The sequence below is a fragment of the Blastomonas ursincola genome (genome assembly GCF_013607875.1).
Taxonomy (GTDB): domain Bacteria; phylum Pseudomonadota; class Alphaproteobacteria; order Sphingomonadales; family Sphingomonadaceae; genus Blastomonas; species Blastomonas ursincola.
In genome coordinates this window covers 1,366,651-1,393,649 of record NZ_VDES01000002.1, presented here as the reverse complement: position 1 = coordinate 1,393,649, position 26,999 = coordinate 1,366,651, and the positions used below count along the sequence as shown (strand labels likewise).

Here is a 26,999-nt window from a genome sequence, read left to right as displayed (position 1 = left end):
GACGCTTAAGGCGCCCCGGCGGCCTTATTTCTTCTTGCCGGCGATCGGCTTGGCCTTGCCCTTGCGGGTGCGCGCATTGGTGTGCGTGCGCTGGCCACGAACCGGCAGGCCCTTGCGATGACGCAGGCCGCGATAGCAGGCCAGGTCCATCAGACGCTTGATGTTCATCGCGGTCTGGCGACGCAGGTCACCTTCCACGGTGTGATCGGCGTCGATCGTTTCGCGGATCTGCAGCACCTCGGCGTCGCTCAGGTCCTGAACGCGGCGGGTGTGGTCGATGCCCAGCTTGTCGGCGATTTCCAGTGCCTTGGCGGGGCCAATTCCATGGATATAGGTCAGCGCAATGATAACGCGCTTGTTGGTGGGGATGTTCACCCCGGCGATACGTGCCACTTATTAAGTCTCCTGCTCCACAGGGCGCGGCACCTGCCGCAAGCCCCATCTCAACGCTTCAAAACCACAAAGCGCAAAAATCGCAGGCCTCGCATTTGGAACGATGCAAAGCCTGTTTTTAAGCCGCTCAATGAAAATGAAAGCCGCGCATAGGCGGAGTCGCCCATGCTGTCAAGCACGCGACAAGACAAAAGCGGAGCAAGGCGCGACAAAGTGTTTGCGCCTGCTGTCACACCGGCGTCATACTCACTGCCGGGGCTGCGCGCAAGCGGCACGCGGCATCTGCAGGACTAGGGGGGCTGCATGACCGACGAGACGCCACAACCGACCGCCGCGGCCACCGCGACGCCTTTCACCCTGGCGGGCGTGACGATCGACCCCGGCACCTCGGCGACCATCGCCATCCCGGTCAGCAACACCGCGACCGGGCTGCCGGCGAGCCTCTATGTCCGCGTGCTGCACGGCAGCAGGCCTGGCCCGTGCATCTTCGTCTCCGCCGCGATCCATGGCGACGAGATCATCGGCACCGCGGTAATCCAGCGCGTGCTCGCCAAGCTGGATCCGGCGACCATGGCGGGCACGGTGCTGTTCCTGCCGGTGGTCAACATCTTCGGCTTCCAGCAGCACAGCCGCTATCTGCCCGACCGGCGCGATCTCAACCGCTCCTTCCCCGGCAGCGCCAAGGGATCGCTCGCCGCGCAGCTCGCCAACAAGTTCCTGAAAGAGGTGATCTGCCATTGCTCGCTCGGCATCGACATCCACAGCGCCGCCGTCCACCGCTACAACCTGCCGCAGATCCGCATCGCACCCGATAACGAGAAGCTGCGCGAGCTCGCGATGCTGTTCGGCGCGCATGCGGTGATCGAGAGCCCGCTGCGCCCCGGCAGCTTGCGCGACATCGCGCGCGGCGAAGGCGTGGACATGCTGCTGATGGAGGCGGGCGAGGCGCTGCGCTTCGACGAGCTGTCGGTGCGCAGCGGCGTCAACGGCGTGCTCAACGTGATGGCGCATCTGGGCATGATCCAGCCGCACCCGGAGGCGACGACCGTCACCCTCCCCGCCCGCTGCCGCCGCGCCATCTGGGTCCGCGCACCCCGGGGCGGGCTGTGCACGCTCCAGCAGAAATCGGGCGACGCGGTGAAGAAGGGCGAGGTCATCGGCCGCGTCTCGGGCATATTCGGCGACGACGCCATGGAGTTCCGCGCCCCGATCGACGGCATCATCATCGGCCACGCGGTACTGCCCGTCGTCAACCAGGGCGACGCGCTGGTGCACATCGCGGAAGTGATGCGCTTTGGCGATGTCGAGCAGAGGGTGGATCAGATTACCGAGGCGCTGCTGAACGACCGGCTGCTGGATGAGGATGAGTTGATTTGAATTGAAATTAAAAAAATCTAATATAACAAGCATTATCGGTTCAGTCGTGAAACTCAGATACCGTTACCCGGAAATTCTTTAACTGGGATTTAAACATGATTCCGAAAGAGCTAAAATTGGTCAGCGAGTCGTTAAAAAAGGGACAGGCCGTAAATCCTGTAACGGTTCGTGAATTTTTGGCGTGGTTTGAAATGCAACGTCGGGGCGCAGCGAATGTTGAACGGATCAGATCTTTATTACGGCAGCTGGGGCTCTATACAATTCCTGACTTCAATGAGACATGGCTAGATGAACAAATCAGCTTTGCTAAATTAGAGATTGTTTCTGCAAAGGGATTATCAAAAGGGAGTAGTGCCGTTTTGGGCTGCGGCGATGCCGTTTCAATGGACACTACAAATGCTTTGCCAATGCAGTGGGAGCACAGAGAAGCTGGATATCGACTATCTCGGCTTGAAGCAGCTCATAAGGATGTAGTAAAAGCAAAACCTGAAGACGACATTGCAGCTATCATTACCAAAATGATGGTTCACGATTTCTCTCAAATCCCAGTCATGATTGGCAAAGAATTAAAAGGCGTAGTTACTTGGCCCACAATCGGATCGCGAGCTATACTTTATAAAATCGAGGGTCGCGCTGCAGATTTCATGCAACCTCCAAGTGTAATTGATGAGGACCGATCTATATTTGAAGCTATTTCTGCTGTTGTGAAAAGTGACTACGTCCTGGTGCGATCAAAGAACAAAGATATATCAGGAATTATAACAGCCGCCGATTTAAGTCTTCAGTTTAGAGTCCTTAGCGAACCTTTCCTATTAATTAGTCAGATTGAGACCCATTTGCGAAATATGATTGGTAGGACTTTCACTCACAGCGAGTTGCAAAACGACAAGGCCCCTAATTCGTCAAAGGCGATTAATGGCCCGGCCGATTTGTCATTTGGAGATTACGTGAGTATTCTTGATCGACCAACGAATTGGGAGAAATTTGGAATTAGATTAGACCGATCAGTTTTTTGCGAACAATTAAAGGCTGTGAATAAGATTCGCAATCAAGTGATGCATTTTGATACAGATGGACTTGAATTAGGTCATCTAGAAACACTGCGAGATTTTTCCAATTTTTTAGATCGAATCGAATCAATTGCACCTCATCAGCGGAAGGCTACCGAGAACCAATAAAATCCGCTAGTCGGAGATGGCATATCCGTGAACATTGATGGATTGCATCTTATCTGTTACTCGCCGCTTGTTCCTCTCGATAGTCCTTCAGAGCCTACGGGAAGGTTAGACGCGCTTGACATTTAAAACCAAATAGGCTACAAATCACCCCGTCCCCGCACCAAATCTGCCTGGTGTGGGATCACGGCACAGGTTCCTCGCATTTGCCGGGGGTTGGCGGGTCGGGGGATGGGGGCTTTCGCGAGGCATCCGTCCAGGGACCGAACCGAAGAGGCAGTCGGTCAGCGCGCGGGGCGCCTTCCTCCCCCGTGATATGCCGCCGAAAGCGCAAGATGGAAGGCAGTGTCTGGCGGAGCGAGGCTGTGAATCGACCGCCGCATGAGCCGCCGCTCATCCCTCCGGCCCCAGGCCGGACCACCCGGCCCGCCCCCCTTGCGCGCATTCCGCCCGCAGAGCGCCGGATTGTATCTGCAAATCCAACATTGTGTAACGGCTGAGGTCCGCGCGGGGCCTTCGACAGGCTCAGGCTGAGCTGGGGTGGGTGCGGCTTGCCGCGCGATGGAAATGGTGCAGGTAAACTCTGGCAAATCCTCCCCCAGCAAGCTGGGGGAGGAATTGATGCAGGCTGGCCCCAGCAAGCTGAGGGAGGATTTTTGCAGCACGGGGCCGTTAAATCACCGCTCGATCACGTCCATCGGATCGTCATCCCCCTCGTCCGCGAGTTCGCCGAGCGGGCTTTCCTCGTCGTCGTCGTTGCGCTCACCGGCGAAGGCGTCGGTGTCGATCCGGCCCGAGCTCACCATCTGTTCCATGCGGTCGACCAGATCGGGTTCATCGAGCGGCATGACGCTGATGCCGCTCGCCACCTTCTCGCTGTCCTCGCTGGGGTCGTCCTCGCGGCGCAGCGCCTGTTCGGCAACATCGTTCGCCTGCGGCTTGTCGCGCTGCGATTCGTTGATCGTGCCGAAACCGTTGTCATCGGGGATATGGGCCATGGGGAAATTCCTTCGTGCTGGGTCTGCCCAAGACTACCCGCGCGGGGGAAGAAGCGTTCCGGTGGAGGCGGGCTCGATGCAAAAGCCCTCCCCCTCGATGGGGGAGGGAATGGTGCGCTCTGCCCCTCCCCGTAGGAAGGACGTTCACCCGATCAGCGGCACGTGCGGGGCGCAATCCTTCGGGATCAGCCCGGTCAGACGCGGGTCGTCGAGCAGTTCGATCTCGCGCGCCGTGGCCGTGAACCCCTGCGCAATATAGAAGCCGAGCGCGCGCGGATCGTCGAGCGTGCAGGTGTGTACCCGGACGCGCTCGATCCCCGCGCGCCAGGCAAGGCCGAGCGCCTGGCCCATCAGCCAGCTGCCGAAGCCCTGTCCTGTGAGCTGCGGGATCAGGCCGAAGAACGCGATCTCGCACTGGCTAGGCTGACGGAAATCGAGCTCGAGCAGCCCGATCTCGATGCCCTTGGGATCGAGCACCGCGAAGATCTCGACCGCCGGGTCGGTGAGGATCGCCGCCAGCGCGGCATCGGCCATCACCAGGCGCGAGAACCACAGCCAGGGCTCGCCGACGCGGCGATAGAGCGTGCGATACTTGTCATTGTCCGGTGCCTTCCAGCGCTTCAGGCGCAGCGGAACCGGCCGCACCGGGCGCGGCCCCGGCCGGTTGCGCATTTCCAGATGCGTGACGATCGTGGCGATCTGCCCACGCTCGACGGGAAGGAAGCGCGAGCTCATGCCCGGCCCGCCTGGCACGCAGGCGGGCCGGAAAACGGATCAGAGCTCGGGCTCTTCATCGCCGCCCGAATCGTCTTCCTCGGGCTCATCCTCGGGCTCGTCCTCGGGCTCGTCCTCGGGTTCATCGGCTTCCTCTTCCTCAGGTTCGTCCGCCTCATCCTGGGCCTCGTCGGCCTCATCGGCTTCGTCTTCTGCCTCATCGGCCTGTTCTTCGGATTCCTCGGATTCCTCCGCCGACTCCTCTTCGGACGATTCCTCGCTGGCTTCCTCTGAGCTTTCCTCGGACGATTCCTCGGTCACCTCTTCGGAGGTCTCCTCGTAGCTCGACTCTTCCGACGTGATTTCGCTGACATAGCTCTCGGACGTCACCGTTTCCTCGATGATCGTCTCGCTATAGGTATATTCCTCGACAATGACCGTGCTGTATTCCTCGTAATAGCTGGCATAGCTGAAGGTCGGGGTCGAATAGCTGCTCCACGCGGCGATGGTCGCCAGGTCGATGGCCGCTTCGAACAGGTCGAGCGTGATCTGCGCGGCAGAGCTGTAGCGCTGGCCGCCGCGGTTGCCGCCGAACTGGAAGGCGCTGTCGCCTTTTTTCAGGAAATAGAGCACGTGCGTGTCGACATCGATCGGCTTGAGCACCCGCTTGCCGCGCACGTCGGTGATGATGTCTCCGGGCACGATCTTGTTCTTGGCGGCAATGCCCTTGGGATCAGTCGAGATGACGAGCACGCCATTGACCTTGGGCTTGATGCCGAACTGCGAGCGCACCGCCGGGGTCAGCTCCATCAGCGTTGCGTCGATGGCGCGCGAGACATAGGGCTTGGGCAGCTTGGCCGCCTGGGCAGCGGCAGGCGGTGCGGCTGCCACCGATATCACCGGCGCACCAAGCGCGAGCACGGCAAGGCCTACGCCGCACAGCAGCGTCTTGCGCGAAAAGCCGCGCGATCCAGACTTTTTCATGAATTCCCCCAATCAGGACCGGCGATGCGGGGGGTCGATTTTCCGGACCCGCAGCCCCCTGCGAATCGGCCCCGCGCCGGTGCGCCGACGTTGCACCAATGCCGCGTCCGAATCCAGCGGGAGTGCGTGCATTGCTGACAGGATTGTCAGCGGAAGACGCAGTTCACGCCCGACCAGAGGTTGGTCACTTTCGCCTTGGCGCCGGTGCCGTCGAGAATGCCTGAAAGGCCCGCGGCATTGAATTCGGTGCCAAGCGTGGTCTGCTCGATCTTCGCGTCATAGACATCGAGCAGTTGCGCGCGGGTCGAACCGATGCCGATGCCGCTGATCGTGGTGAGCTTGGGCACGGGCTTGCCGTCCTTGCCCTTCGCCGCAGGACTGTCCGCCGCATCGAGCGCCCAGCCGGCAAAGAGCCCGTCGAGCGCATAGAGCGTCAGCCCGTCCTTCCAGCTGAGATAGGCGAGCGGCCCTGCCCCGCATTCCGCGGCGCGGCCGGCCTCGGCGGGACCCTTGAGCTTTTCGGTCACCAGCTTGAGCTGATCGAGCGGCACGCCGAACGCAAGCGGACGGGTCGCGCCGCTATCGGGATCGACCAGGCGCAGCCCCTCGCCATCGAGGCTCATCACCGGCGGATGCTGCGCAGCCCCCGCCTCTGCAGCGATACCGCCCTGAGACAGGTCGATCTGCGGATGGCCCGGCGGCAGCTCGATCCCGGCATGCGGGTCGCCCTCGGCCGGTTTCTCCGCCGGTTGCTGGCACGCGGCAAGCAGGGCAGTGACAAGAAGGACGGTGGCGAGGCGTTGCGGCCTGAGGCTGCGGATGGGCTTGGTCATGGCCGCGATGATTACGCCAGCCATCGCCCAGCGCAAGGCGGCATTTGCGCCGCCCGCGTCCGGATGGTCCTCAGCCGCTGGAGAGCATCAAGGCCGGCTTGTCGTCGCCGCTCGCGATCTTTGGCGCGATGACCTTGCTCTTGTGGCGGAACTGGCCGTCGACATGACCTCCCTGTTCGATCGTGATCGTCTCGTAGCTGACATCGCCGGTGACATTGGCGGTGGCGGTGATGACCAGGTCGCGCGCGTCGACCGATCCGTCGACAGTGCCCGCCAGCCGCGCGGATTCAGCGGTGATCGCGCCATGGATGCTGCTGGCTTCGCCCTGGACCAGCGAGGCGCAGGATATGTCGCCTTCCACCCGGCCATCGACATGCAGATCGACCTTGGCCGAGATATTGCCGGTGATCACGACATCCGCGCCGATGACCGAGAAGGTGGAATGTCCGACCATGCTGCTTCCTGACCTGTTCGAGCGGGGGTTAGCGGGCGGCGTCGTCGGTCCGCTGTTCGGCGACGGCTTGGATCTTGAGAACATCGCGATTGGCCTCCAGAAACGGGCGCGGGTTCATGGCGCGGTCATTGTGGCGCACCTCGAAATGCAGGTGCGTGCCGGTGGAACGACCGGTGCTGCCCATGCCGCCCAGCCGCTCGCCCTTGTCGACCTTCTGGCCGACCCGCACGCCGATCGACGACATGTGCGCATAGCGGGTGACCAGGCCGTTGCCGTGCGCCACTTCGACGCAATTGCCATAGCCCGATTTCACGCCCGCGAAAACGATCTTGCCCTGCGCCGCGGCGAGAATCGGCGATCCGGGCGCGCCCTTGAAATCGATGCCGCTGTGCAAGGCGGCGGCGCCGGTGAACGGGTCACGGCGATAGCCGAAACCGCTGGTGATCGCGGGGGCCACAGCGGGCGTGCCCGACGGGATGGCGACGAGGCCGCGCTCCAGCGCGTCCATCCGCGCTAGCGTCTGGCCCAGAGTGGTGAAGCGCGGATCGAGCCGGGCATTGCCCGACCCCTTGAACGGAATGAACGGACCACCCTGTGCGCTGGCGCTGGCCCGGGCGACGGTCTCGGGATTGAGGCCGAACTTGCGGATCGCCTGTTCGGCATTGCGCGCGCGGACCGTGGCGGCGCGGGTAAGCTGTTCGACGAACGCGATCTGGCGCGCTTCCATCCGGGCGAGCCCGGCAGCTTCGGGCACCATCGCGCTGATCTTGCGCGCGGTCTGGGCAGCTTCATCGCTGCTGCCCTTGTCCATCGCACCCACCACCGCGCTGGCATCCTCGCCGGCGGCCTGTTCGCCGATATAGCTGGTGACGATATCCTCCAAAAACGCCTGGCGCTTTTCGAGGTCCTTGGCGACATCCTCGACCGAGGAGCGATAGGCCTTGACCCGGCTCGCCGAGCTTTCGATCTCCGCCTGGCGCTGCACCAGTGCCATGCGCTCCATGCTGATGCTGTACTGGCTTACCAGCATCGCGAGCGTGACGACCAGCCACAACAGCAACGCTGCGACAACGGCCCCGGCGACCGTCATCTGCAGGCGTGCAGAGACCTTGACGAATTTGATCTGTCCCTGTGACCGCATGAAAAATTCGCGATCAGGGAACCATAGCGCAAGCGCGTCCGTTACGCGCTTGCGCATCGTTAGAATGCGCATGCGACCCGTTCGACCCTTAAATTTAACCCCGCAGCGCCGCTAGCAAAGGGTCTGACGGATAGCGAATCGACTCCTCCGGCTTTGCCACGAATCGGACGAGTCGTGCGATGAGTTGCAACCTGGCGTGATTTTTCCGCAATTTTCCTGTCATTCCCCGTGCCAGAATCGTCTCAGCAAACGGTTGCGAGTCGTTTTTTTCCTATATTTGCGACGAACCGAGTCGCGGCTTGGAACCTTTTGCCCTGGCTGTTACACGCCGCAGCCATGATTCAAGCCGTTGCCAGCACCGCCAGCCCCTCGCCTCAGGACGTGATCGCCGCCTGCTGCTCCGCCGCGCGTGATGCCGCAAAGCAGCTGCGCAGCCTGCCGGACCCTGCCAAGGCCGATGCGCTGCGCGCCGCCGCAGCCGCGCTGCGCGAAGACGCCGCCGACATCCTCGCCGCCAATGCGCGCGACATGGCAGCGGGCGAAGCGCGCGGGCTTTCAGGCGCGATGCTCGACCGGCTGAAGCTCGACGAGGCGAGGCTCGCGGCGATTGCGAACAGCGTCGAGGCGGTCGCCGCCCTGCCCGATCCGGTCGGCGAGGAGATCGACCGGCGCACCGCGCCTGCCGGCATGACGCTGCGCCGGGTGCGCGTACCCATCGGCGTGATCGGCATCATCTATGAAAGCCGCCCCAATGTGACCGTCGATGCTGCGGTGCTGTGCGTGCGATCGGGCAATGCCGCGATCCTGCGCGGCGGCAGCGAGGCGATGCACAGCAACCGCGCGCTGCACGCCAGCCTGGCGCGTGGCCTTGCCTCGGCGGGCCTGCCCGAAGGCGCGGTACAGCTGGTGCCGACCCAGGACCGCGAGGCTGTCGGCGCGATGCTCGCTGCGGCGGGCGGAATCGACCTCATCATCCCGCGCGGCGGCAAGTCGCTGGTGGCGCGCGTCCAGGCCGATGCGCGCGTTCCCGTGCTCGCGCACCTCGACGGCATCTGCCACAGCTTCGTCCATGCCAGCGCCGACCCCGAGATGGCCCAATCGATCGCGCTCAACGCCAAGCTGCGCCGCACCGGGGTGTGCGGGGCGATGGAGACGCTGCTGATCGATCAGGACTATCCGCATGCCGCCCCTCTTCTTGCCGCGCTTGCCGATGCCGCATGCGAATTGCGCGGCGACGACATGACGATGGAGCTGGAACCACGCGCGGTCTCGGCGAGCGACGAGGACTGGGATACCGAATATCTCGACGCGATCCTGTCGGTCGCGTTCGTCGAGGGGCTGGACGGCGCGCTGGAGCATATCGCGCGGCACAGCTCGGGCCATACCGATGCGATCATCGCCAGCGACATGGCCGCCGCCAAGCGCTTCCAGGCCGAGGTCGATAGTGCGATCGTGATGGTCAACGCCTCGAGCCAGTTTGCCGATGGCGGCGAATTCGGCCTGGGCGCAGAAATCGGCATTGCCACCGGGCGGCTGCATGCGCGCGGCCCGGTCGCGCTTGAGGGGCTGACCACGTACAAATGGCTGGTCGATGGCGAAGGCCATATCCGCGCCTGAGACGCGGTTGCTGCAGCGACGTATACAACGTATACATGCGCAATGAGCAAGTCGCAGATCATCACCGCCCGGATCGATCCCGAGGTCATGGACCTGGTGGATCGTGTTGCGAAAGCGCGGGGCCGCAGCCGCTCGTGGCTCGCCGCGCGCGCGATCGAGAAGATGGTGCGCGCCGAGGTGGCCATGATGGACTTCATCCAGCAGGGCGAGGACGATATCGCCGCCGGCCGCTTCCTCACGCAGGAGCAGATGGAAGAGTGGGTCGCCAACTTGCGCTCCGAAGCCAAGGCCAAGATTGCCGAGCAGGACGCCAAAGCCCAGCAAGAGCAAGATACAGCTGCGTGATGCGCGTCACCTGGTCGCTGCGCGCGCAGGACGACTTCAACATCATCTATCGGCAGGCGCTCGACGATGACGCCCGATATGCGCTGAATTTGGTTAGCGCGCTTGAAAAGGCCATCGCCCGCTTGCCCGAATTCCCTCAAATCGGCGCGCCGGTCGGATCGGCCGATCACCGCAAATGGCGTCTGGGACGAACGCCGTTCCTGATCATTTATCGCGCAGGCGATCATGGCTTGCACATCCTGCGCGTCCTTCACGAGCGCCAGGACTGGAGTATCGAAGCATGAAGGGCCGTCCTGTCCGCACCGGCCTGATGGGCGGATCGTTCAACCCGGCGCATCGCGGGCACCGGGCGATCAGCCTGTTCGCGATGGAGGCCTTGGGGCTCGACGAAATCTGGTGGCTGGTGAGCCCGGGCAATCCGCTCAAGGACGGTGCGGCCGACATGGCGCCGTTCAAGGCGCGGCTCGCCTCGGCGCGCGGCATGACGCGGCGCTCCCGGATTCGCGCGACCGGAATCGAGACCGAACTGGGCACGCGCTACACCGTCGAGACGCTCGAAAAGATCACGGCGCGCTATCCGAAACGTGACTTTGTCTGGATCATGGGCGCGGACAATCTGGCGGGATTCCACCGCTGGAAGCACTGGCGCGGCATCGCCCGGCAAATGCCGATTGCAGTTGTCGCCCGTCCGGGATATGATGGCGCCGCCATTTCGGGCCCCGCAATGGCCTGGTTCGGGCATCGTGTCCGTCCCCGCAGCCAGGCAAGAGACTGGACACGATGGAGTTTGCCAGCGCTTGTGCTGATGCGCTTTCGTCCTGATCCGCGATCTGCCACGGCCCTGCGCCGTCAGGATCCCGACTGGTTTCTGGATTACGCCGACACAATCGTGCGCGATGCAGTAACCCGGCAGGTCTTTGCGTGACAGCCGGTCCAGCCACTCCGCCCGTCCTTCAGGACGTTTCCTTCAACCCGCCCCTTTCCCCCGTGCGCCATCGCAATTTTTGCGGTGCCGCATCCGTTTTACAGATGCCTGTGTGCAAGGAGTTCCATTGACCAACCTCTCTCAAGCCCAACAATCGGTCGCCAGCCCGCCCCCGTCGGCCACCGATCTGCAACTGGCCGAAGCCAGCAAGCTGCACGCGCTGGTGATGCAGTCGCTCGACGACGATCAGGCGCAGGAGGTGGTTTCGATCCCGCTCGCCGGGAAGAGCAACATCGCCGATTTCATGGTGATCGCCTCGGGCCGTTCGACCCGCCAGGTCGCCTCGATGGCGCAGAAGCTGGCCGAGCGGATCAAGGAAGCCGGGGGCAGCGCGCGGATCGAAGGGCTGACCAATGCCGATTGGGTGCTGATCGACGCGGGCGATGTCATCGTCCATCTGTTCCGTCCCGAGGTTCGCAGCTTCTACAATCTGGAACGCATGTGGGCCTTTGGCGACGCGCCCGAGGCTCCGAACGCCTGAGCCTGTAACAGGCCGGGGGGCTGAGCCAGCATGCGCCTGCACATCATCGCGCGCGGCAAGATCGGCCGGTCGCCCGAGGCCGAGCTGGTGCAGCGCTATGCCAAGCGCATCCAGTGGCCGCTCAGCATCACCGAACTGCCCGATCGCGGCGGCAGCGTGCCGCCCGCTCCGCAGGGTAGCCGCACGGTGATGCTCGACGAACTCGGCAAGCAGCTGACCTCGATGGAAATCGCCGAAAGGCTGGGCCGCTGGCGTGACGATGGCGTGCGCGAAACGCGCTTCCTTATCGGGGCCGCCGACGGCTTCGATGATGCCGAACGTGCCAATGCAGACCTGCTGATCGCGTTCGGCAAGGCGACCTGGCCACACATGATGGCGCGCGCCATGCTCGCCGAACAGCTCTACCGCGCGACCAGCATCCTGGCCGGCCATCCTTATCATCGCGAGGGCTGACGCTGTGCGGATGCGTCCCCTTGTCCTCGCAATGGTGGCAGGAGCCGCGGTGATTGCATCGCTGCCCGGCAGCGCCGCTGCCCCTGCCCGACCCGTCAATCTGCTCGAACAGGAGCGCACCGCACTCGCCCGCGCGCTCGCCGATGCGAAAGCCGCCGCCCGGCGCAGTGCCACGCTGGAAAAACAGGCCGACAGCGCCGTGGCCGAGGCAGACCAGGCACGCGCCGAAGCGCGTGTCGTCGCCTCGCGGGTGCAGCAAGCCGAAGCCGAGATTGCCGCCGCCGAGGCGCGGGTGAAGATCATCGCGACCTTGCAGCGCGCGCAACGGGCCAGGCTCGCCGCGCGCCAGCAGCCGCTCGCCCGGCTGACCGCTGCGCTGCAATCCATGGCGCGGCGGCCCACCATGCTCGCCCTGGTTCAGCCCGGGTCGATCGATGACCTGGTGCGCGTCCGTGCGGTGCTCGCCACCACGCTGCCCCGGGTCGAGGCGGAAACCGCCGCGCTCCGCAAGGACATCGCCCGCTCGCGCGATCTCGCGCGCCAGGCAAACCGCGCCGCCGCGCTGCAGCGCGAGGGTCGCCAGCAGCTGGCCTATCGCCGCGCCGAGCTTGTCCGGCTCGAGGCGCGCGCGCGCAACCGGTCGCGCGAGTTGGCGAGCACCTCGCGGCTCGAGGAAGAACGCGCGCTGGGCCTGAGCGAACGCGCGCGCGATCTCGACAGCCTGGTGGGCGATCTCGAGGCGAGCGCGGCATTGCGCCAGCAACTGGCGGCGCTGGAAGGCCCGGTGCTCCGACCGCCGCGTCCGCAAGCATCCGAAGTGATCGAGAACGCACCAGCGCCCGCGAGCAACGCCCGCCCTGCCTATCGGCTGCCTGCCGCGGGCGCGATCGTCACCGGCTTCGGCGAGGTCGCCGCCACGGGCGTGCGCTCGCGCGGGCTCACCCTCGCCACCCGGCCCGGTGCGCAGCTGATCGCCCCGGCGGATGGCCGCATCGCCTTTGCCGGAGCCTATCGCGGCTTCGGCCAGATCGTCATCATCGAACATGTCGGTGGCTGGACCAGCCTCATCACCGGCCTCGCACGGACGAAGCTCAAGGTGGGTGAGCGCATCGCGCAGGGCGATCCGCTCGGCCGCGCTGCCGACAACCGTCCGCGCATCACCGTCGAGCTACGCCGCAACGGGCGCCCGATCGACATTGCCGCCCTCCTCTCCTGACAGCGTCCGTTCACCGCGCAGCAAGCTTTCGCACGCACAACAGGCGTTGGTCGAAGCGCATCCGGTGCCGGTGGCAAAGCATCTGGCAATTGGGCGCGCGCAGGACTAGATTGCACATGCCGCGCCAGGGGTAAGCGCGAAGCACCTGCCTGGGGAATGCCGCTGCCGTCATCGATGGCCAGAATCGGCACGATCCGGGCCCGACATAGCCGGTTCAAGAACAAGGTTGCCATTCGATGATGAAATCCCGCCTCGCCCGAGCCTCTGCCATCGCGCTTGCGGTGGCCCTGGTGCCGATCACCACCTCGGCCATTTCGCAGGTCGAATCCGACACCCAGGCGGAGATCGCGAAATTCGTCGACATTTTCGAGCGGGTGAAGACCGATTATGTCGAGCCGGTCGATGACGACAAGCTGGTGCGTGGCGCGATCGACGGCATGCTCGCCGCGCTCGACCCGCATTCGAGCTATCTCGACGCGCGCGACTTCGCCAATCTGCGCACCCAGACCGAAGGCATGTACGGCGGTCTCGGCCTGTCGGTGACGATGCAGGACGGAGCGGTCAAGGTGATCGCCCCCACCCGCGAGACCCCCGCCGACAAGGCCGGGATCAAGGCCGGCGACTATATCACGCATCTCGACGGCAAGCTGATCTATGGCGGCACGCTCGACGATGCGGTCGACCAGATGCGCGGCGAGCCGGGCACCTCGATCAAGCTGACCATCGTGCGCGAAGGCCGCGACAAGCCGTTCGACGTGACCATCACCCGCGCGATCATCGACCTGAAGCCCGTGACCTGGGAGGTCAAGGACGATATCGGCATCATCACGATCGCCAGCTTCACCTCGAGCGTCGGCGAGGATGTGAACCAGGCGATCGCGGATATCGAGGCGAAGCTGGGCCGCAAGCCGGTCGGCTATGTGCTCGACATGCGCTCCAACCCCGGCGGGCTGCTCGACGAGGCGGTCGCGGTGTCCGACGTGTTCCTGCAAAAGGGCGAGATCGTTTCGCAGCGCGGCCGTCACAAGGGCGATATCGAGCGCTATTACGCCCGTCCCGGCGACAGCACCGGCGGCCTGCCGCTGATCGTGCTGGTCGATTCCGGCTCGGCCTCGGCCTCGGAAATCGTCGCAGGCGCGCTGCAGGATCATCGCCGCGCGCTGGTCATGGGCGAACGCAGCTTCGGCAAGGGATCGGTGCAGACGCTGCTGCCGCTGTCGCGCACCTCGGCGCTTAAGCTCACCACCGCGCGGTATTTCACCCCCTCGGGCAAGTCGGTGCAGGAAGGCGGAATCGAACCCGATATCGCGGTGCCGCAGATTTCCGACCCCGATTACAAGACGCGGATGAAGCTGCGCGAATCCGATCTGCGCGGTCATCTGATCAACGAGATCGGGCTGGACGACAAGGATCTGGAGGTCGACAAGCTCGACGATCCGCGCTTCTCGATGACGCCCGAGCAGCTCAAGGAAAAGGGCATCGAGGACTTCCAGCTCTATTATGCGCTCGCCACGCTGCAGCGCACGACGCTGGCCAGTTCGCGCCTTTCGGCAACCCGCCCGATCGCCGCGCGTTCTGCTGTCGGTGGACGTCCCGCAACGCGCCGGTACTGACCTCGCATCCTTTGCTGCACACCAATTTCGGGGGCTTGCTGACATGACTTCGCGCGCGCCGCGTATCGCCGCATGGCTGGCGTTCCTTCTGCCCGCATCGCTGCTGGGCGGAGCGCTGATCAGCCAATATGTGTTCGGGCTCTACCCGTGCGAGATGTGCTATTGGCAGCGCTGGCCCCATTGGGCGGCGCTGGCACTGGGCGGCATCGCGGTGCTCGCGGTCAAGCGGGTCGAGGGCCTGGGCGTTGCCATGGCGTCGCTCGCCGCGATCGCCATCGCGGTCAGCGGGCTGATCGGCGGCTTCCATGCCGGGGTCGAATATGGCTGGTGGGAGGGCCTGACCCGCTGCGCCACCGCCGCGCCGGTCGGCGCCACCACCGAGGACGTGCTCAATTCGATCATGGCCAATCCCCTCGTCCGCTGCGACACCGCACCTTGGTCGCTGTTCGGCATCTCGCTGGCGGGCTATAATTTCCTCTTGTCGCTGGCCGGGGCGAGCGCCATCTATCTGCTGCTGCGCCGCAGAAAGACCGGGACGATTGCCGCATGACACATGAGAACGAGCCGCTCCAGCCTGTCCGCAAGGAGCTTGACCTGTCGGAGATGATCCGGGTCAACCAGGCGGGCGAATATGGCGCGACGCGCATCTATGCCGGGCAGCGCGCGGTGATGGGCGATCATGTGCCCGAAGCGCGCGCCATCGCTGGCATGGCCGAGCAGGAAGAGGTGCACCGCGCGTTCTTCGACAAGCTGATGGCCGAACGCGGCGTCCGCCCGACGGCGCTGCAGCCCTTCTGGAATGTTGCCGGTTTCGGGCTGGGCGCGGTCACGGCATTGATCGGACCCAAGGCCGCCATGGCCTGCACCGTCGCAGTGGAAACCGAGATCGACCGTCATTATGCCGAACAGCTCGAGGAGCTGGGCGACAGCGACCCCGAGCTCAGCGCGGCCATCGCCAAGTTCCGCGACGAGGAACTGGAGCACAAGGATCGTGCGCTCGCCGAGGGCGCAGAGCAGGCCTTTGGCTATCCGGTGATGAGCGCGGTGATCCGCATGGGCTGCCGTGCGGCGATTGCGCTTTCGAAGCGCATCTGACCCCATGATCACGCGCCGTTCATCCGGCGGCGGCTATTGGCCGAACAAGACAGAATTCAAGTGGAGGACGACATGACGAAGACCGGCACCCTGGCAGCCCTGCTGCTGATCGGAACGGCCTTCGCCGCGCCCGCCGCCGCGCAGGACAATGCGGGCGACAAGGTCGTCCAGAAGATCGTTTATGGCGATGACGCTTGCGAACCCTCGAGCGACCCGAACGAGATCGTCGTGTGCATGCGCATGGACGAGCAGGAGCGCTATCGCATCCCCGAAAAGCTGCGCAGCGACCCCAATTCGATCGCCAATACCAGCTGGACCGAGCGCGTGCGCTCGATGGAGACCGTCGGCAATTTCGGCACCGACAGCTGCTCTCCGGTCGGCGCGGGTGGCTTTACCGGTTGCACCCAGTCGCTGGTCCAGGCCGCGCGCGCCGAAAAGAAGCAAGGTGAAGAGGCGATTGCCGGTCGTCTGATCGAGGAAGAGCGCCAGCGTCGCTTGTCGAACATCGACCGCGATGCCGCAGCGGTCGAGGCGCGACAGAAGGAGATCGAGGCACAGCTCGACGCGCGCAAGGCCGAGCGCGAGGCTGCGGCCGCCGCGATGCGCGCGCAGGCCAATGGCGAGGAAGTGCCGCCGCGCCCCGAACCCGAAACCCCTTCGCCCGAGTGATCGCGCGAGCGACCGCCGCAACCGACTTGCATGACTAATACACCTGCTCCATAATGGCGCGAGCGACGGCAGCTTGCCGCGCCAGCTGGGAGCATTTCAATTCATGTCGGCAGGTTTTGCAGATGAGCTGGTGTTTGCAGCTCCATCCCCGGATGGCCTGAGCGCAGGCCTTCGGCCACTCGACCGGCGCTATGTCCATGTGATCCGCCTGATGACCGCTCTTGTGGTACTGCCGGTGTTGATTTCCGCGACGGTCACCGAATTTGCGCTGGTCGGCAAGGGCGTGGGCGAGCACGGCATGATCACCGCACCGGTGCTTGCGCTGTGCGCGTTCATCCTCGTCTTCCTGCCGCAACGCAAATGGAAGCGCTGGGGCTATGCCGCTGGCGACGAACAGCTGCGCGTCGCGCGCGGCTGGATGTTCCGCACCGATACCATCGTGCCGTTCAAGCGCATCCAGCATATCGACCTGGGCGAAGGTCCGATCGAGCGGATGTTCGGCCTCGCCAGCCTGACGGTGCACACCGCCGGCACGCACAACAGCATCGTCACCCTGCCCGGCCTCGCGCGCGGTTCCGCCGAGGCGATGCGCGATGCGATGCGGCTGCACATCCGCCGCGAGGCCGAATGAGCGACGCTCTCAGCGCTGATCCGCGCGGCGCGCTGGCTGCTGCGGACGCTGGCAGCGATCGGCGCCTCCACCCGCTGACCCTGATGCTCAACCTGGTCCGGCAGGTACCCCAAGCCATTCTGGGGCTGATCGCGCTGCGCTTTTCGGGGCCCGACGAACTCAAGCCCTGGGTAGGGCTCTTCGCCTTGCTGGCGCTGCTGGCGATGGTCGGGTTCGAATTCTACCGCTGGTGGCGCTTTTCGTACCGGCTCGATCCGGAGGAACTGCGCATTGCCAGCGGCGTGTTCAGCCGCAACGTCCGCTCGATCCCCTATGAACGCATCCAGGACGTCAACCTCGAACAGGGTCCGCTCGCAAGGCTGGTCGGCCTCGCCAAGGTCCGGCTGGAGACCGGCAGCAGCGGCAGCGGCGACGAAGGCGCGCTCGATTCGGTCGACCTCGCCGAAGCCGAGCGGCTGCGCGACGTCATCCGCCTGCGCAAGGCCCAGCAGGCCGATGGCGCGCCCTCGGGCGAAAGCGATGCCGGTACCGAGGCGACGCCCCTGCCCCAGACCGAGGCGCCGTTGCTGTTCGGCATGGATATGAAGCGCATCCTGACCGCAGGTGTCTTCAATTTTTCGCTCGTGTTCTTCGCGGTGGTCGGCGCGGTGGTCAACAATCTCGACTTCCTGATGCCCGATGACTTCTGGAACCCGCGTCGCTTGCTCGATTTCCTGGGGCTCGAAGATCTGTTCGCCGCGCTCGATCTCGCCGCGCGCATCGCATCGGTGATTGCGGCGCTGATCGGGCTGGTGGTGGTCGGGCTGGTCGGCGGGATCATCCGCACGGTGTTGCGTGAATATGGCTTCCGGCTCGAACGCACCGAGACCGGCTTTCGCCGCCGCCGCGGGCTGCTGACGCTGACCGATGTCGTGATGCCGCTGCACCGCATTCAGGCCGCCGTCATCGCCACCGGCCCGATCCGTCGCCGCTTCGGCTGGTACGAGCTCAAAGTGCAGAGCCTGGCCAGCGACAGCGACAAGGAAAGCGATCACAGCATCGCCCCGCTCGCCACCGCTGACGAGCTGCGCCACGTGCTGGGCGAGACACGGATTGCCTGGGAGACCGACTATCCGGCGATGCGCGCGGTCGATCCGGCGATGTGGTGGGTGCCGCTGGTCTTCGCGCTGCCCGTGCCGATCCTTGGCCTCGGCATCTCTGCCTATCTGGCCAGTCCCTTTATCGCGCTTGCCTATCTGCTGCTGCCGCTGGTCCCGCTGATCAGCTGGCTGCACTGGCGTGCGCATCGCTATGCGCTGCTGGGCGACCAGCTCTATGTCCGCGACGGCTTCTGGAACCAGCAGCTGACCCTGCTGCCGCTGCGCAGGGTGCAGAGCGTCGATATCAGGCAGAGCTTTGTCGGTCGGTTCATCGGCCTGGCCGAGATCGCGATCGGGGTTGCGGGCCGGTCCGGCGCGGTCACGATACAGGCGATCCCGATCGGCGACGCGATCGCGCTGCGCGAACAGCTGCTCGGCGTAGCGGTCAGAAATCGACCGTCAGGAACATCGTGACCTGGCGCGGCGCGTTGACCTGATAGCTGCCGCTACCGACCAAAGCGAGGTCATAGGTGTTCATGACATTGAGCATCGTCACGCGCAGCAGCGCCGGATTGTCGCCCAGGTCGAACCGCCAGCGGAAGCCCGCATCGATGATCGTCCGCGCAGGCAGGAAGACAAGGTTGCGCGTATCTGCGGCGCGGGTACCGCGATGCGTGACGTTGAGCGTCAGCTGCACGCCATCGAGACCCGGCACCTCATATTGCGTCGCCAGCGTCAGGATGCGCGAGGGCTGGCCGAGCGGCCTGCGCCCGACGCGCCCCTGCTCGACCGCCTCGCCGGTGACGCGCGGTTTCATCAGCACCGCGCCAGCCACCACCGTGAGCCGGGGCACGAGCGTCCCGGTCGCCGACAGCTCGACCCCGCGATGGCGGACATCGCCAAGCTCGCGAAAGACATTGGCATTGTCGGCGGCGAAATAGGGTTTGCGCACGTCGAACACACCTGCGACCAGGCTCATCCCGCCCGGGATCTTCCAGCGCAGCCCGGCATCGACCTGGCTGGTGAGGATCGCAGGCAGCGCCTCGGTGCGGTTGGCGGCATTGTCGGGCGCGATGCCGCTTTCCTCGAGTCCCCTGGTATAGCCGCCATAAAAGGCGAGCCGCTTCGTCGCCTCGATCGAGGCGGTGACATTGGGCAGCCAGGCCTCGTCGTCGGTGCGCGCCAGCGCTGCGCCGGGCCGGTCGACGCGCTTGCGATACCAGGTGTGCTGCAGGCCGACGCTCAGGCCGCCGACGCCCTGCCAGCGCCCGTCATAGGCGATCCCCGCAATCGCCTGGCGCACCGTCTCGTCGGTCTGCGGGTTGAAGCGAAAATCGGGTTCGGGCGCATCGAGCAGCTGCTCGACCGGCGCGCGCGCATAGCTGACCGAGGCACCCCCGCCATAGCGGCTCACCCGCTCGCGCCCGCGCAGCGCCGCGTGCAGCGTGTGGCGGCGCGGACCTTCGGTGAAGGACTTGCTGATCCGAAGCTCGCCGCTGGTTCCGGCGAGCGACAGCGGCGGGTCGCTGGTGATGCGGCGGACGGCGGTGCCATCGGGGCGCAAGGCGGTGAAGTTGGTCGCGAAATTGGTCGCGCTGTCCGATGTCGAGCGGAACAGGCCCGCCGCGAAGTCCCAGCCTCCGCCCAGCCGCGCCTTGGTCAGCGCGCCATAATGCTGCACCGTGTTGCGCTGGTCCGCCCATTCGGGCCCGGGGAACTTGCGGCGCTCGATGCGCGGCGGCAGGAACGCGCCCTCGGGCGTGTAGAGCGGCGCGGCCTCTCGATTGTACAGGTCGATGCGGCTCCAGAACGGGATCACTTCGATATTCCGCCCCGGCTTCCACCGCGCGGCGAGCGCATAGGAGCCGAAGAACGACTGGTTGCCGGGCGCGAGCTCGTCGACGAACCCGGCGACGCCTGCGACCAGGCTCAGCCGGTCCTTCACCACCGGTATCTGCGTGTCGATTTCCAGCCTGCCGCCGCCCCAGCTGTTGAGGCCGAGCATGGTGCTCACCACCAGATCGTTGCCTGCAGGGCGGATCTTGTAATCGACGATGCCGGTGGGTGCCGGGAAGAGATAGTTCTGCGCGGTCAGGCCGACGCGCACGACATTGCTCTGCACCAGCCGGTCGGTGAACGCGGCGGGCCGATCGAAATACAGGCCCTCGAGCCGGATATTGTTGGCGGTGACGGGGGAAAAGCCGCGCACGTCGTTTCCGCTATACAGCCCCACCCGCTCGTTGCCGATGCTGGTACCGAACGCGTCCTCGGCCCCGGCAGCGGCATTGTCGGTCACGCGCTGCGCCTGCGCCGCCGGTGCCAGAACCAGGCTAGCTGCCGATAGCAGGATCGAAGCGCGGAACGCGTCGCAGATCGTCCGGGCCAAAGGGTTTCTCGCTGAACAGATAATCATAATAGAACTCACGCAAGCGCTGGTGGTAAGCGCGAATGCGCATCTGATAGTCAAGCTGCGCAGCGACATCGGTGCGCGCGAGCGCGGTCATCGCCTGGGCAAGACCCGCGGGCGGCAGCAGCCATCCCGCAGTTCTGGCAAGCTCTGCCCGGCGGGCGATCCCGTCGCGATAGGCCGCAGATTGCTCCGCCACATGCAAGTCGCCCAGGTGCTGGAAGGCGAAATACCATTTCCAGCTGAAGGTCGGCGGAATCGCCGCGCCGGGCGCGAGCTGCGGATAGAGCTTGAGGAAATCGCGCATCGTCCCGTCTTTCGGACGATCCCATCCGGCATGGACATATTCGCGGTTCTCACGCGCCAGCGCCGCGCCATCGGGCACGGGCACGGCAGCGTTGATCGCCAGATTCGCCCCGGCAGGCGCAACCAGCGTCAGCGCGAACCAGATCGCCGCGAGCGATGCCGCATGCACCGCCGAGCGCGCACCCCGCCTAGCAACGAGCAGGATGATCGCGGTCCACAGCAACGCGACGAGCACGATCAGTCCGGCAAAGCCCAGCGCGCGCAACGGGGCCGTCCCGGCGATCAGCGCGCCGACCGCAAAGGGCAGCAGCAGCGCTGCCAGCACCCCGCCCAGACGCACCAGCACGCGCGCGCTCCAGAGGCGTCGGTTCGCGCCGGGCAAGGCGGCGAGCGCATGATAGCGTCCCGCCTCGCGCTCACCCGACCACAGGTCGTGCAGCAGCGCGATCAGCACCAGCGGCGCAAGATAGATCACGACAAAGGCGAGGTCGAACCGCCCCGGCAGCGACAGCTCGGGATTGGCAGCCTCGTTCTCGTAGATCTGCGCCTCGAGCGCCAGCGCGCGGACGCGCAGCAAGGCGGGCGCGATGTCGCGGCTGCCGAGCGCGGCAAAGGCCAGGTCCGATGGCGCATCCCAGGTCGGCTGGAACCCGTAATAGGCGCCCGAGCCGGCATCCTCGACGAACGCCGCCAGCGCACGCTCCTCGGCGACCTGCCCTGCCAGCATCCTGTCTATCGTGGCCCGGTCGCGCGCGACGCTGGCCAGGCCAAGGGCGACCGCCGCGCTGGCACAGATCGCGAGCAGCGCCAGCGCCAGCAGCGCCGATTTGCTGCGCAGCATGAACCCGAATTCACGCGCCAGGTTGCTCATAGCCCTGCCCTTTCGAGCCGCCGGCGCGCAAAGGCGAACAGGCCGATCGCCAGCGCAACCCACAGCCCCAGAACCGCCAGCGGCATCACCATCGCGCCTGCACGCTCAGCCGGGCTAGGCGCGGAGAAATCGAAATCGGGGATCGTCTTCCAGAAATCGGCGGAGATGCGCGTGCGACGGTCGGCAATCGGGTCCTTGCTGCGCGCGGCATCGTCGGCGCTGGCGACGGCGCTCGCCTGCAGCCCGTTGAGCTTCTGCACCATGTCGTAGCGATAGGCCTCGGCCGCCGCGAGAAACGCCAGATGCGTGCCGAGATCGGTCGCGGCCCCGGTCATCGAGGCGCGGCGCACCGCAAGCGCCGGGCTGATGATCCCCAAGGCCGTGAGCGTGTCGGTCTGTGCGTTCTGGATCGCGGCGGCACGCGCGGCATAGTCCTTGAACAGCTGCGAGGTCAGCCGCTCGCCTTCCTGCGCCAGCACGCCGCGATAGTTGAACGGCAGGTCTTCGACCCTGGTCACGCCATAGCGCTTGAGCAGCTTGGCCTTGAACGCGGAAAAATGGGGGTCGTTGGGATTATGGCTGTCGCCGATGCGGCGAAGGTCTGCGGCGATGGCGAACTCGGTATCGACGCGGCTGGGCAGAGGTTCTGCGACCCCGACCCAGGCCGCCGCCGCGCGCGGCACCAGCACCACCACAATCGCCCAGGCCGCGATCAGCGTCACGAGCGCGCCCTGCGCACTGGCCGCGAGCGCCGAGACCGCGGTGATGACCAGCACCCAGACGAGCAGATAGCCGCTATAGGACAAGGCCGTGAGCGCCGCGATGCCTGCCTCGCCCGGCTGCTGCACGGCGGCCCAGGCGAGCGCGGCAAAGGCCGGTGCCATCGCCAGCACCGCCGCCACGCCGAGCGCCAGCGCCTTGCCGCCCAGGATCGACCAGGCCCCTGCGCCATAAGCCGCAAGCGCGCGCAGACTGCCGTGCTCGCGCTCGCGGGCGATGCTCGCAAAGCCCAGAAACACCAGCAGCAGCGGTGCGAGCGTCTGCAGCACGAAGGCGGGGGTCAGCTGACCGAAGCGGACAAGATCCGAAGACTCCCGCGCCGCGCCGAAAGTGGCGCTGTTCTGTCGGTGCCCCTCGAGGAATAGCAAGGTTCCGGTAAACGCATCGACCCCCGGATCGAACGCGGCGAGCGGGCCCACCGGGCGCAGCGCATAAGTGCCATAATGCACCATGCGGTGCGGATGCCGGTCGGGCTGCGCCTTGAACTGCGCATCGGTCGCCGCCTGCGCCTCGGCGCGCATCTTCGCTGCCGCCGCCATCTGCGTCGCCGATGTCACTGCCGCGATGGCCGACAGCAGCAGCAGCGTCGCGATACCGACCAGCGCCAGCCGCGAACGCAGCATCAGGCGCAGCTCGGCGCCCGCGATCGTCAGCGCCTGGTTCATCGCACCCTCGCGAAGCCATCGTGCAGGGCGTTGAGGTCGAAGCGCGGTTCGGCGCTCCCCGCCGACCATTCGCTGGCGATCCTGCCTTCGGAGATCAGCCCGATCCGGTCCGCAGTGTCCGCTGCACCAAGCAGGTCGTGCGTGACCATCAGCACCGCCACGCCACGCGCCGCGAGCGTTTCGAGCAGCGCGTGGAAATCGGCCGAAGCTGCAGGGTCGAGCCCCGATGTCGGCTCGTCGAGCAGAAGCAGCGGAGTATCGCGCAGCATGGCAAGCGCGATTGCAGTCTTCTGCCGCATGCCCTTTGAAAAGCTCCCCGCGCGCTGGTCCCAGGCGCGGGCGGCCAGACCCACCGACTGGAACGCGGCCTCGATCTCGTCCCGGCTGCGGCGGCAGTCGGCGATCTTGAGCAGATAGTCGACATTCTCTCGCGCAGTCAGATGGTCATAGAGCGCCACGTTTTCCGGTAGATAGGCGATCTGCGCACGTACCGCGTCGATGGCATTGGCCGGGTCCTGTCCGCCGATGGTGAGCACGCCGCCCGAGCGGGCGAGAAAGCCGAGGATGGCAAACAGCGTCGTCGACTTGCCCGCGCCGTTCCCCCCGAGCAGCGCATAGATTTCGCCTGCCGCCAGAGTCAGGGAAAGACCGTTGACGATGCGCCTTCCGCCACGCTCGACGACGAGCTGGTCGATCACCAGTACGGGGTTGGACATGGAAACTACCCTTTAGAACGACAATCTCAGCGCCACCGACGCTGCTCGCGGCGTCCCAGGCTGGACCCAGAGCTGAGCGAAGCTGTTGGTATAGTATACTGTATCAAACAAATTCGTGACGTCAGCGAAAATTTCCACATTTTCAATGACCTTCCACGCAGCGAACAGGCGGACCAGCGTGTAATCGGGCAATTCGAACGCTGTGCCGGTCTCGCCCAGACGCGTTCCGACATGCTGCACGCCGCCACCGACCGTCAGTTTCGTGTCGCCGATATCGAAGGCGCGCGACGCTTGCAGGCTGACCGTGTGGCGCGGAATGTTGATCAGGCGGTCGCCACGCCGGATGGGCAGGCCGAAATTGAGATCGGCAACATCCTCCCGCGCTTCGGCATCGACATAGGCATAAGAGAACCACAGATCGATATCGCCGGGCAGCTTGCCCATCAGATCGACTTCGAGGCCACGGCTGCGTGCCTTGCCGATCGGTAGCGAGAAGCCGGGATTGGCCGGATCCGCCGCGAGCACGTTCGACTTGGAAAGCGTGAACAGCGAGACCGTGCCCTGCAGCGCATCGTCGAAAAGTCCGAATTTCGCGCCGATTTCTGCCGACTTGCTGGTTTCCGGATCGAACAACGTGCCTGCCGCCGTCGCGCCCAGATTGGCGCGGAAGCCCTCGCCATAGGCGGCGTAGAACGAGACGGCCGACGATGCGGTATAGACGATCCCCGCCTGCGGGCTGAACCGGTTGTAGCTGCGGCTGGCAGCAGTGTTGTTCGCCCGGTTGAGGCTCTCCACGGTAATGTCGTCGAAACGCCCGCCCAGGCGAATCTGCAGCGAATCGGTGATGCTGATCTGGTCCTGCACATAGGCGCCAACCGCGCGCTGCTGATCGAGCCGGTTGGTCTGCGGCCCCGGTGCGGGCAGCGGGAAGCGGCCATAGACCGGGTTGAACACATCGATATCGTTGCTCGCCAGCGCAGTGGTCGCAGCGCCGATCGAGGGCGGACGGAAGCGGAGGAAAAGCTGGCTGTTGTCGAACTCGTCATAATCGACGCCCAGCAGAACACGATGCGTCAGGCCGTCCGTCGCGAAGCGTCCAGCGATCTCACCGCGCACCACGAAATGCTCGCCCTCGTACAGGCGGAAGCGGCGCTGGCGCGAGAGCGAGCGGCCGTCGCGGAAGAGCCGCTGGCGGCCGGTGGCAAGCTCGGCCTCGGTCGAAAAGCCCTCGAGCCGGGTCTCGCGATACTGGGTGCCGATCAGCAGGCTCCAGTCCTCGCTGAACTTGTGGTCGAGCTGCACCTGATGCCCGGTCGCATCCGCCTCGATCGGCCCATCGCCCGGTTCGCCGAAAAAGTCGCGGCGCGACACCCGGCCCAGCACGCCGCCAATCGCCACGGTGCCGCGATCAAAATCGGCCTCTTGGCGGGTCAGTTCCAGATCGTAGCTGACGGTCGTATTCTCGCCAAGCTTGAGCAGGAACGAGGGCAGGAAGCCGACCCGCTCCGATCCCACGGTGCGGCGGAAGCTGTCCGACTTCTCGTAAAAACCGATCAGGCGCACCGCCGCCACGTCGCCGACCGCGATGTTGACATCGGCATCGGCCCGGCGGCGATCGAAGCTGCCCGCCTGGACGTTGATCCGGCCACGATTATCGAAATCAGCGCGCTTGGTGACGATATTGACCGTACCGCCCGGCTCACCGCGGCCGAACAAGGCCGCATTGGGGCCCTTCAGGATCTCGATCCGCTCGACGCCCGCGACATCGCGCGTCCCGCCAAAGCCGCGCCCCCCGTTGAACCCGTTGACCAGATAGCCCGAGGGCAAGTTCTCGTCCCCGGCAAAGCCGCGCACGGCATAGGCATCCCACAGCCCGCCGAAATTGTTCTGCCGCGCGACCGAGGCCGAAAGATCGAGTGCATCGGTGAGCCGCGTCAGATTGTTGGCGTCGATCTGCTCCTGCCCGATCTGGGTGATCGCCTGCGGGGTCTCGCGCAGCGTGAAATCGCCACGATAGGCCTGGCGCTGGCCGGTGACGATGATGTTGCCCTCGGCTTCGAGCGCATCGCCGGGCTGTTCTTCATCGGCCCAGGCGGTGCCGGGCAGGCTCGCGGTTCCCGCCAGCAGCAGCGAAACCAGGCCAAAAGCGAAACGTGACATGACGGTGCGTACCCCCAACAGAACGCCGCATCCCCCCCGGGAGCGGCAAATTGGAGCGCGTGATATATTATATCATATTCAGGTCAAGTGCGTTTTGCTGCACCTGCTCAGCTGGCGATCACATACGGCATCGGGGCCTAAGCTGGCCGCTCTCAGACGTCGGTCCAGCGGCGCAGCAGATTGTGATACAGGCCGGTCAGCTTGATCAACCCAGCATGGCCCTCGCCGAGATCGCCCGAAAGCTGCTGGATCGACTGGTCGAGATCGAGCAGCGCCGAGCGCGCCTCATGATCGCGCACCATCGACTGGATCCAGAAGAAGCTCGCCAGCCTGCGCCCGCGCGTGACCGGCTCCACCCGATGCAGCGAGCCTGCCGGGTAGAGCACGGCATCCCCCGCCCCCAGCTTCACCTGCTGCACGCCGAATGCCGTCTCGATGGTGAGTTCCCCGCCATCATAGCGATCCGGTTGTTCGAGGAAGACTGTCATCGACAGGTCGCAGCGCACGCTGGTTCCCCCGCGCGGCAGCGGACGCACGGCATTGTCGACATGCAGCCCCAGCGCCTGGCCGCCGGCATAGCTGTTGAACAGTGGCGGATAGATCTTCACCGGCAGCGCTGCGGCGATGAACCCGGCATGGCGTGCGAGCGCGGCGAGCACGATCTGTCCGCCCTGCTGCGCCTCGGGGCTGTCCTCGGGCAATTGCAGATTGTTCTTCACCAGCCTGGCCTGATGGCCGCTCGTGGCATTGCCATCGACCCAGTCGGCCTGCTCGATCAGCGCGCGCAGCCGGGCGACCTCCTCCTGCGATAGCAGGGCGTGAAGCGGAAGCAGCATCGAAG

General features: G+C 65.2%; 28 protein-coding genes. 15 read left to right on the top strand and 13 right to left on the bottom strand.

Annotation, left to right across the window (positions count from 1 at the left end; all coding sequences use genetic code 11):
• Positions 1-24: 24 nt before the first annotated feature.
• Positions 25-393 carry a 30S ribosomal protein S13 gene (gene rpsM, locus FG486_RS12705; RefSeq protein WP_023836211.1) on the bottom strand — a complete coding sequence of 123 codons (369 nt, stop codon included), beginning with the start codon at positions 391-393 and terminating at the stop codon, positions 25-27.
• A gap of 303 nt (positions 394-696) precedes the next feature.
• Between rpsM and FG486_RS12700 the strand changes: the two genes are divergently transcribed.
• Complete coding sequence (locus FG486_RS12700) at positions 697-1,770, top strand: succinylglutamate desuccinylase/aspartoacylase family protein (RefSeq protein WP_181267774.1); 1,074 nt, start codon at positions 697-699, stop codon at positions 1,768-1,770.
• A gap of 95 nt (positions 1,771-1,865) precedes the next feature.
• The gene (locus tag FG486_RS12695; RefSeq protein ID WP_181267773.1) at positions 1,866-2,948 is read left to right on the top strand and encodes a CBS domain-containing protein; all 1,083 of its coding nucleotides are present in this window, start codon (positions 1,866-1,868) and stop codon (positions 2,946-2,948) included.
• Positions 2,949-3,622: 674 nt separating this feature from the next.
• Here the strand turns inward: FG486_RS12695 and FG486_RS12690 are convergent.
• From FG486_RS12690 to FG486_RS12665, 6 genes are all read right to left on the bottom strand, one after another.
• Positions 3,623-3,943, bottom strand: a complete 321-nt coding sequence (locus tag FG486_RS12690) for a hypothetical protein (protein WP_181267772.1) — start codon at positions 3,941-3,943, stop codon at positions 3,623-3,625.
• Positions 3,944-4,087: 144 nt separating this feature from the next.
• Positions 4,088-4,678 (bottom strand): GNAT family N-acetyltransferase, encoded by a 591-nt coding sequence (locus tag FG486_RS12685; protein ID WP_181267771.1) that lies wholly within the window; start codon positions 4,676-4,678, stop codon positions 4,088-4,090.
• 39 nt (positions 4,679-4,717) lie between these two features.
• Positions 4,718-5,641, bottom strand: coding sequence for a PDZ domain-containing protein (locus tag FG486_RS12680; RefSeq protein WP_181267770.1), 924 nt, complete (start codon positions 5,639-5,641; stop codon positions 4,718-4,720).
• A gap of 146 nt (positions 5,642-5,787) precedes the next feature.
• On the bottom strand, positions 5,788-6,474 hold the full coding sequence (locus tag FG486_RS12675) for a hypothetical protein (protein WP_181267768.1): 687 nt from the start codon (positions 6,472-6,474) through the stop codon (positions 5,788-5,790).
• Between the two features lie 70 nt (positions 6,475-6,544).
• Positions 6,545-6,928, bottom strand: a complete 384-nt coding sequence (locus FG486_RS12670; RefSeq protein ID WP_137775418.1) for a bactofilin family protein — start codon at positions 6,926-6,928, stop codon at positions 6,545-6,547.
• Between the two features lie 28 nt (positions 6,929-6,956).
• Complete coding sequence (locus FG486_RS12665; protein WP_241695720.1) at positions 6,957-8,069, bottom strand: M23 family metallopeptidase; 1,113 nt, start codon at positions 8,067-8,069, stop codon at positions 6,957-6,959.
• Between the two features lie 336 nt (positions 8,070-8,405).
• Between FG486_RS12665 and FG486_RS12660 the strand changes: the two genes are divergently transcribed.
• The 13 genes from FG486_RS12660 to FG486_RS12600 all read left to right on the top strand — a co-directional run bounded on the left by FG486_RS12660 (position 8,406) and on the right by FG486_RS12600 (position 18,727).
• Entirely contained in the window at positions 8,406-9,686 is a 1,281-nt protein-coding gene (locus FG486_RS12660; protein ID WP_181267766.1) for a glutamate-5-semialdehyde dehydrogenase, read from the top strand.
• A gap of 42 nt (positions 9,687-9,728) precedes the next feature.
• A complete protein-coding gene (locus FG486_RS12655; protein WP_181267765.1) occupies positions 9,729-10,031 on the top strand; it encodes a CopG family ribbon-helix-helix protein in 303 nt (100 codons plus the stop codon).
• Entirely contained in the window at positions 10,031-10,315 is a 285-nt protein-coding gene (locus tag FG486_RS12650; protein WP_241695806.1) for a type II toxin-antitoxin system RelE/ParE family toxin, read from the top strand. The genes FG486_RS12655 and FG486_RS12650 overlap by 1 nt, the downstream gene beginning before the upstream one ends.
• On the top strand, positions 10,312-10,956 hold the full coding sequence (locus FG486_RS12645; RefSeq protein ID WP_181267762.1) for a nicotinate-nucleotide adenylyltransferase: 645 nt from the start codon (positions 10,312-10,314) through the stop codon (positions 10,954-10,956). The genes FG486_RS12650 and FG486_RS12645 overlap by 4 nt, the downstream gene beginning before the upstream one ends.
• Before the next feature lie 127 nt (positions 10,957-11,083).
• Positions 11,084-11,497, top strand: a complete 414-nt coding sequence (gene rsfS / locus FG486_RS12640) for a ribosome silencing factor (RefSeq protein WP_066279211.1) — start codon at positions 11,084-11,086, stop codon at positions 11,495-11,497.
• Between the two features lie 30 nt (positions 11,498-11,527).
• Positions 11,528-11,950, top strand: coding sequence for a 23S rRNA (pseudouridine(1915)-N(3))-methyltransferase RlmH (locus FG486_RS12635; RefSeq protein ID WP_181267761.1), 423 nt, complete (start codon positions 11,528-11,530; stop codon positions 11,948-11,950).
• Between the two features lie 49 nt (positions 11,951-11,999).
• On the top strand, positions 12,000-13,166 hold the full coding sequence (locus FG486_RS12630) for a murein hydrolase activator EnvC family protein (protein WP_338401611.1): 1,167 nt from the start codon (positions 12,000-12,002) through the stop codon (positions 13,164-13,166).
• Positions 13,167-13,405: 239 nt separating this feature from the next.
• Positions 13,406-14,779, top strand: coding sequence for a S41 family peptidase (locus FG486_RS12625; protein WP_422125055.1), 1,374 nt, complete (start codon positions 13,406-13,408; stop codon positions 14,777-14,779).
• Positions 14,780-14,822: 43 nt separating this feature from the next.
• A complete protein-coding gene (locus FG486_RS12620; RefSeq protein ID WP_066279204.1) occupies positions 14,823-15,329 on the top strand; it encodes a disulfide bond formation protein B in 507 nt (168 codons plus the stop codon).
• The gene (locus FG486_RS12615) at positions 15,326-15,874 is read left to right on the top strand and encodes a demethoxyubiquinone hydroxylase family protein (protein WP_081097070.1); all 549 of its coding nucleotides are present in this window, start codon (positions 15,326-15,328) and stop codon (positions 15,872-15,874) included. Before FG486_RS12620 ends, FG486_RS12615 begins: the two co-directional genes overlap by 4 nt.
• Positions 15,875-15,946: 72 nt before the next feature.
• Positions 15,947-16,543, top strand: coding sequence for a hypothetical protein (locus tag FG486_RS12610; protein WP_066279198.1), 597 nt, complete (start codon positions 15,947-15,949; stop codon positions 16,541-16,543).
• A gap of 103 nt (positions 16,544-16,646) precedes the next feature.
• Positions 16,647-17,174 (top strand): PH domain-containing protein, encoded by a 528-nt coding sequence (locus tag FG486_RS12605; protein ID WP_181267756.1) that lies wholly within the window; start codon positions 16,647-16,649, stop codon positions 17,172-17,174.
• Positions 17,171-18,727: a PH domain-containing protein gene (locus FG486_RS12600; RefSeq protein WP_181267754.1), complete on the top strand. Its 1,557-nt coding sequence runs from the start codon at positions 17,171-17,173 to the stop codon at positions 18,725-18,727. Before FG486_RS12605 ends, FG486_RS12600 begins: the two co-directional genes overlap by 4 nt.
• Here FG486_RS12600 and FG486_RS12595 read toward each other — a convergent pair.
• From FG486_RS12595 to FG486_RS12570, 6 genes are all read right to left on the bottom strand, one after another.
• The gene (locus FG486_RS12595; protein ID WP_241695719.1) at positions 18,699-20,639 is read right to left on the bottom strand and encodes a TonB-dependent siderophore receptor; all 1,941 of its coding nucleotides are present in this window, start codon (positions 20,637-20,639) and stop codon (positions 18,699-18,701) included. The genes FG486_RS12600 and FG486_RS12595 overlap by 29 nt on opposite strands.
• Complete coding sequence (locus tag FG486_RS12590) at positions 20,584-21,837, bottom strand: DUF3526 domain-containing protein (RefSeq protein ID WP_181267751.1); 1,254 nt, start codon at positions 21,835-21,837, stop codon at positions 20,584-20,586. Before FG486_RS12590 ends, FG486_RS12595 begins: the two co-directional genes overlap by 56 nt.
• Entirely contained in the window at positions 21,834-23,282 is a 1,449-nt protein-coding gene (locus FG486_RS12585) for an ABC transporter permease (RefSeq protein ID WP_181267750.1), read from the bottom strand. The genes FG486_RS12590 and FG486_RS12585 overlap by 4 nt, the downstream gene beginning before the upstream one ends.
• On the bottom strand, positions 23,279-23,998 hold the full coding sequence (locus FG486_RS12580; protein WP_181267749.1) for an ABC transporter ATP-binding protein: 720 nt from the start codon (positions 23,996-23,998) through the stop codon (positions 23,279-23,281). The genes FG486_RS12585 and FG486_RS12580 overlap by 4 nt, the downstream gene beginning before the upstream one ends.
• Positions 23,999-24,010: 12 nt before the next feature.
• Positions 24,011-26,158: a TonB-dependent siderophore receptor gene (locus FG486_RS12575; RefSeq protein ID WP_181267747.1), complete on the bottom strand. Its 2,148-nt coding sequence runs from the start codon at positions 26,156-26,158 to the stop codon at positions 24,011-24,013.
• Positions 26,159-26,310: 152 nt separating this feature from the next.
• Positions 26,311-26,994, bottom strand: a complete 684-nt coding sequence (locus FG486_RS12570; RefSeq protein ID WP_181267746.1) for a Fe2+-dependent dioxygenase — start codon at positions 26,992-26,994, stop codon at positions 26,311-26,313.
• Positions 26,995-26,999: the final 5 nt, after the last annotated feature.

What these genes read in the sequence shown, in the direction of transcription:
- FG486_RS12655 (WP_181267765.1), top strand. Translation starts at nt 9,729, where the DNA reads ATGAGCAAGTCGCAGATCATCACCGCCCGGATCGATCCCGAGGTCATG.
- FG486_RS12605 (WP_181267756.1), top strand. Translation starts at nt 16,647, where the DNA reads ATGTCGGCAGGTTTTGCAGATGAGCTGGTGTTTGCAGCTCCATCCCCG.
- FG486_RS12580 (WP_181267749.1), bottom strand. Translation starts at nt 23,998, where the DNA reads ATGTCCAACCCCGTACTGGTGATCGACCAGCTCGTCGTCGAGCGTGGC.
- FG486_RS12670 (WP_137775418.1), bottom strand. Translation starts at nt 6,928, where the DNA reads ATGGTCGGACATTCCACCTTCTCGGTCATCGGCGCGGATGTCGTGATC.
- FG486_RS12620 (WP_066279204.1), top strand. Translation starts at nt 14,823, where the DNA reads ATGACTTCGCGCGCGCCGCGTATCGCCGCATGGCTGGCGTTCCTTCTG.
- FG486_RS12695 (WP_181267773.1), top strand. Translation starts at nt 1,866, where the DNA reads ATGATTCCGAAAGAGCTAAAATTGGTCAGCGAGTCGTTAAAAAAGGGA.
- FG486_RS12625 (WP_422125055.1), top strand. Translation starts at nt 13,406, where the DNA reads ATGAAATCCCGCCTCGCCCGAGCCTCTGCCATCGCGCTTGCGGTGGCC.
- FG486_RS12685 (WP_181267771.1), bottom strand. Translation starts at nt 4,678, where the DNA reads ATGAGCTCGCGCTTCCTTCCCGTCGAGCGTGGGCAGATCGCCACGATC.
- FG486_RS12610 (WP_066279198.1), top strand. Translation starts at nt 15,947, where the DNA reads ATGACGAAGACCGGCACCCTGGCAGCCCTGCTGCTGATCGGAACGGCC.
- FG486_RS12570 (WP_181267746.1), bottom strand. Translation starts at nt 26,994, where the DNA reads ATGCTGCTTCCGCTTCACGCCCTGCTATCGCAGGAGGAGGTCGCCCGG.
- FG486_RS12645 (WP_181267762.1), top strand. Translation starts at nt 10,312, where the DNA reads ATGAAGGGCCGTCCTGTCCGCACCGGCCTGATGGGCGGATCGTTCAAC.
- FG486_RS12660 (WP_181267766.1), top strand. Translation starts at nt 8,406, where the DNA reads ATGATTCAAGCCGTTGCCAGCACCGCCAGCCCCTCGCCTCAGGACGTG.
- FG486_RS12680 (WP_181267770.1), bottom strand. Translation starts at nt 5,641, where the DNA reads ATGAAAAAGTCTGGATCGCGCGGCTTTTCGCGCAAGACGCTGCTGTGC.
- FG486_RS12585 (WP_181267750.1), bottom strand. Translation starts at nt 23,282, where the DNA reads ATGAACCAGGCGCTGACGATCGCGGGCGCCGAGCTGCGCCTGATGCTG.
- FG486_RS12665 (WP_241695720.1), bottom strand. Translation starts at nt 8,069, where the DNA reads ATGCGGTCACAGGGACAGATCAAATTCGTCAAGGTCTCTGCACGCCTG.
- FG486_RS12700 (WP_181267774.1), top strand. Translation starts at nt 697, where the DNA reads ATGACCGACGAGACGCCACAACCGACCGCCGCGGCCACCGCGACGCCT.
- FG486_RS12600 (WP_181267754.1), top strand. Translation starts at nt 17,171, where the DNA reads ATGAGCGACGCTCTCAGCGCTGATCCGCGCGGCGCGCTGGCTGCTGCG.
- FG486_RS12650 (WP_241695806.1), top strand. Translation starts at nt 10,031, where the DNA reads ATGCGCGTCACCTGGTCGCTGCGCGCGCAGGACGACTTCAACATCATC.
- FG486_RS12675 (WP_181267768.1), bottom strand. Translation starts at nt 6,474, where the DNA reads ATGACCAAGCCCATCCGCAGCCTCAGGCCGCAACGCCTCGCCACCGTC.
- FG486_RS12615 (WP_081097070.1), top strand. Translation starts at nt 15,326, where the DNA reads ATGACACATGAGAACGAGCCGCTCCAGCCTGTCCGCAAGGAGCTTGAC.
- FG486_RS12635 (WP_181267761.1), top strand. Translation starts at nt 11,528, where the DNA reads ATGCGCCTGCACATCATCGCGCGCGGCAAGATCGGCCGGTCGCCCGAG.
- FG486_RS12590 (WP_181267751.1), bottom strand. Translation starts at nt 21,837, where the DNA reads ATGAGCAACCTGGCGCGTGAATTCGGGTTCATGCTGCGCAGCAAATCG.
- FG486_RS12575 (WP_181267747.1), bottom strand. Translation starts at nt 26,158, where the DNA reads ATGTCACGTTTCGCTTTTGGCCTGGTTTCGCTGCTGCTGGCGGGAACC.
- FG486_RS12690 (WP_181267772.1), bottom strand. Translation starts at nt 3,943, where the DNA reads ATGGCCCATATCCCCGATGACAACGGTTTCGGCACGATCAACGAATCG.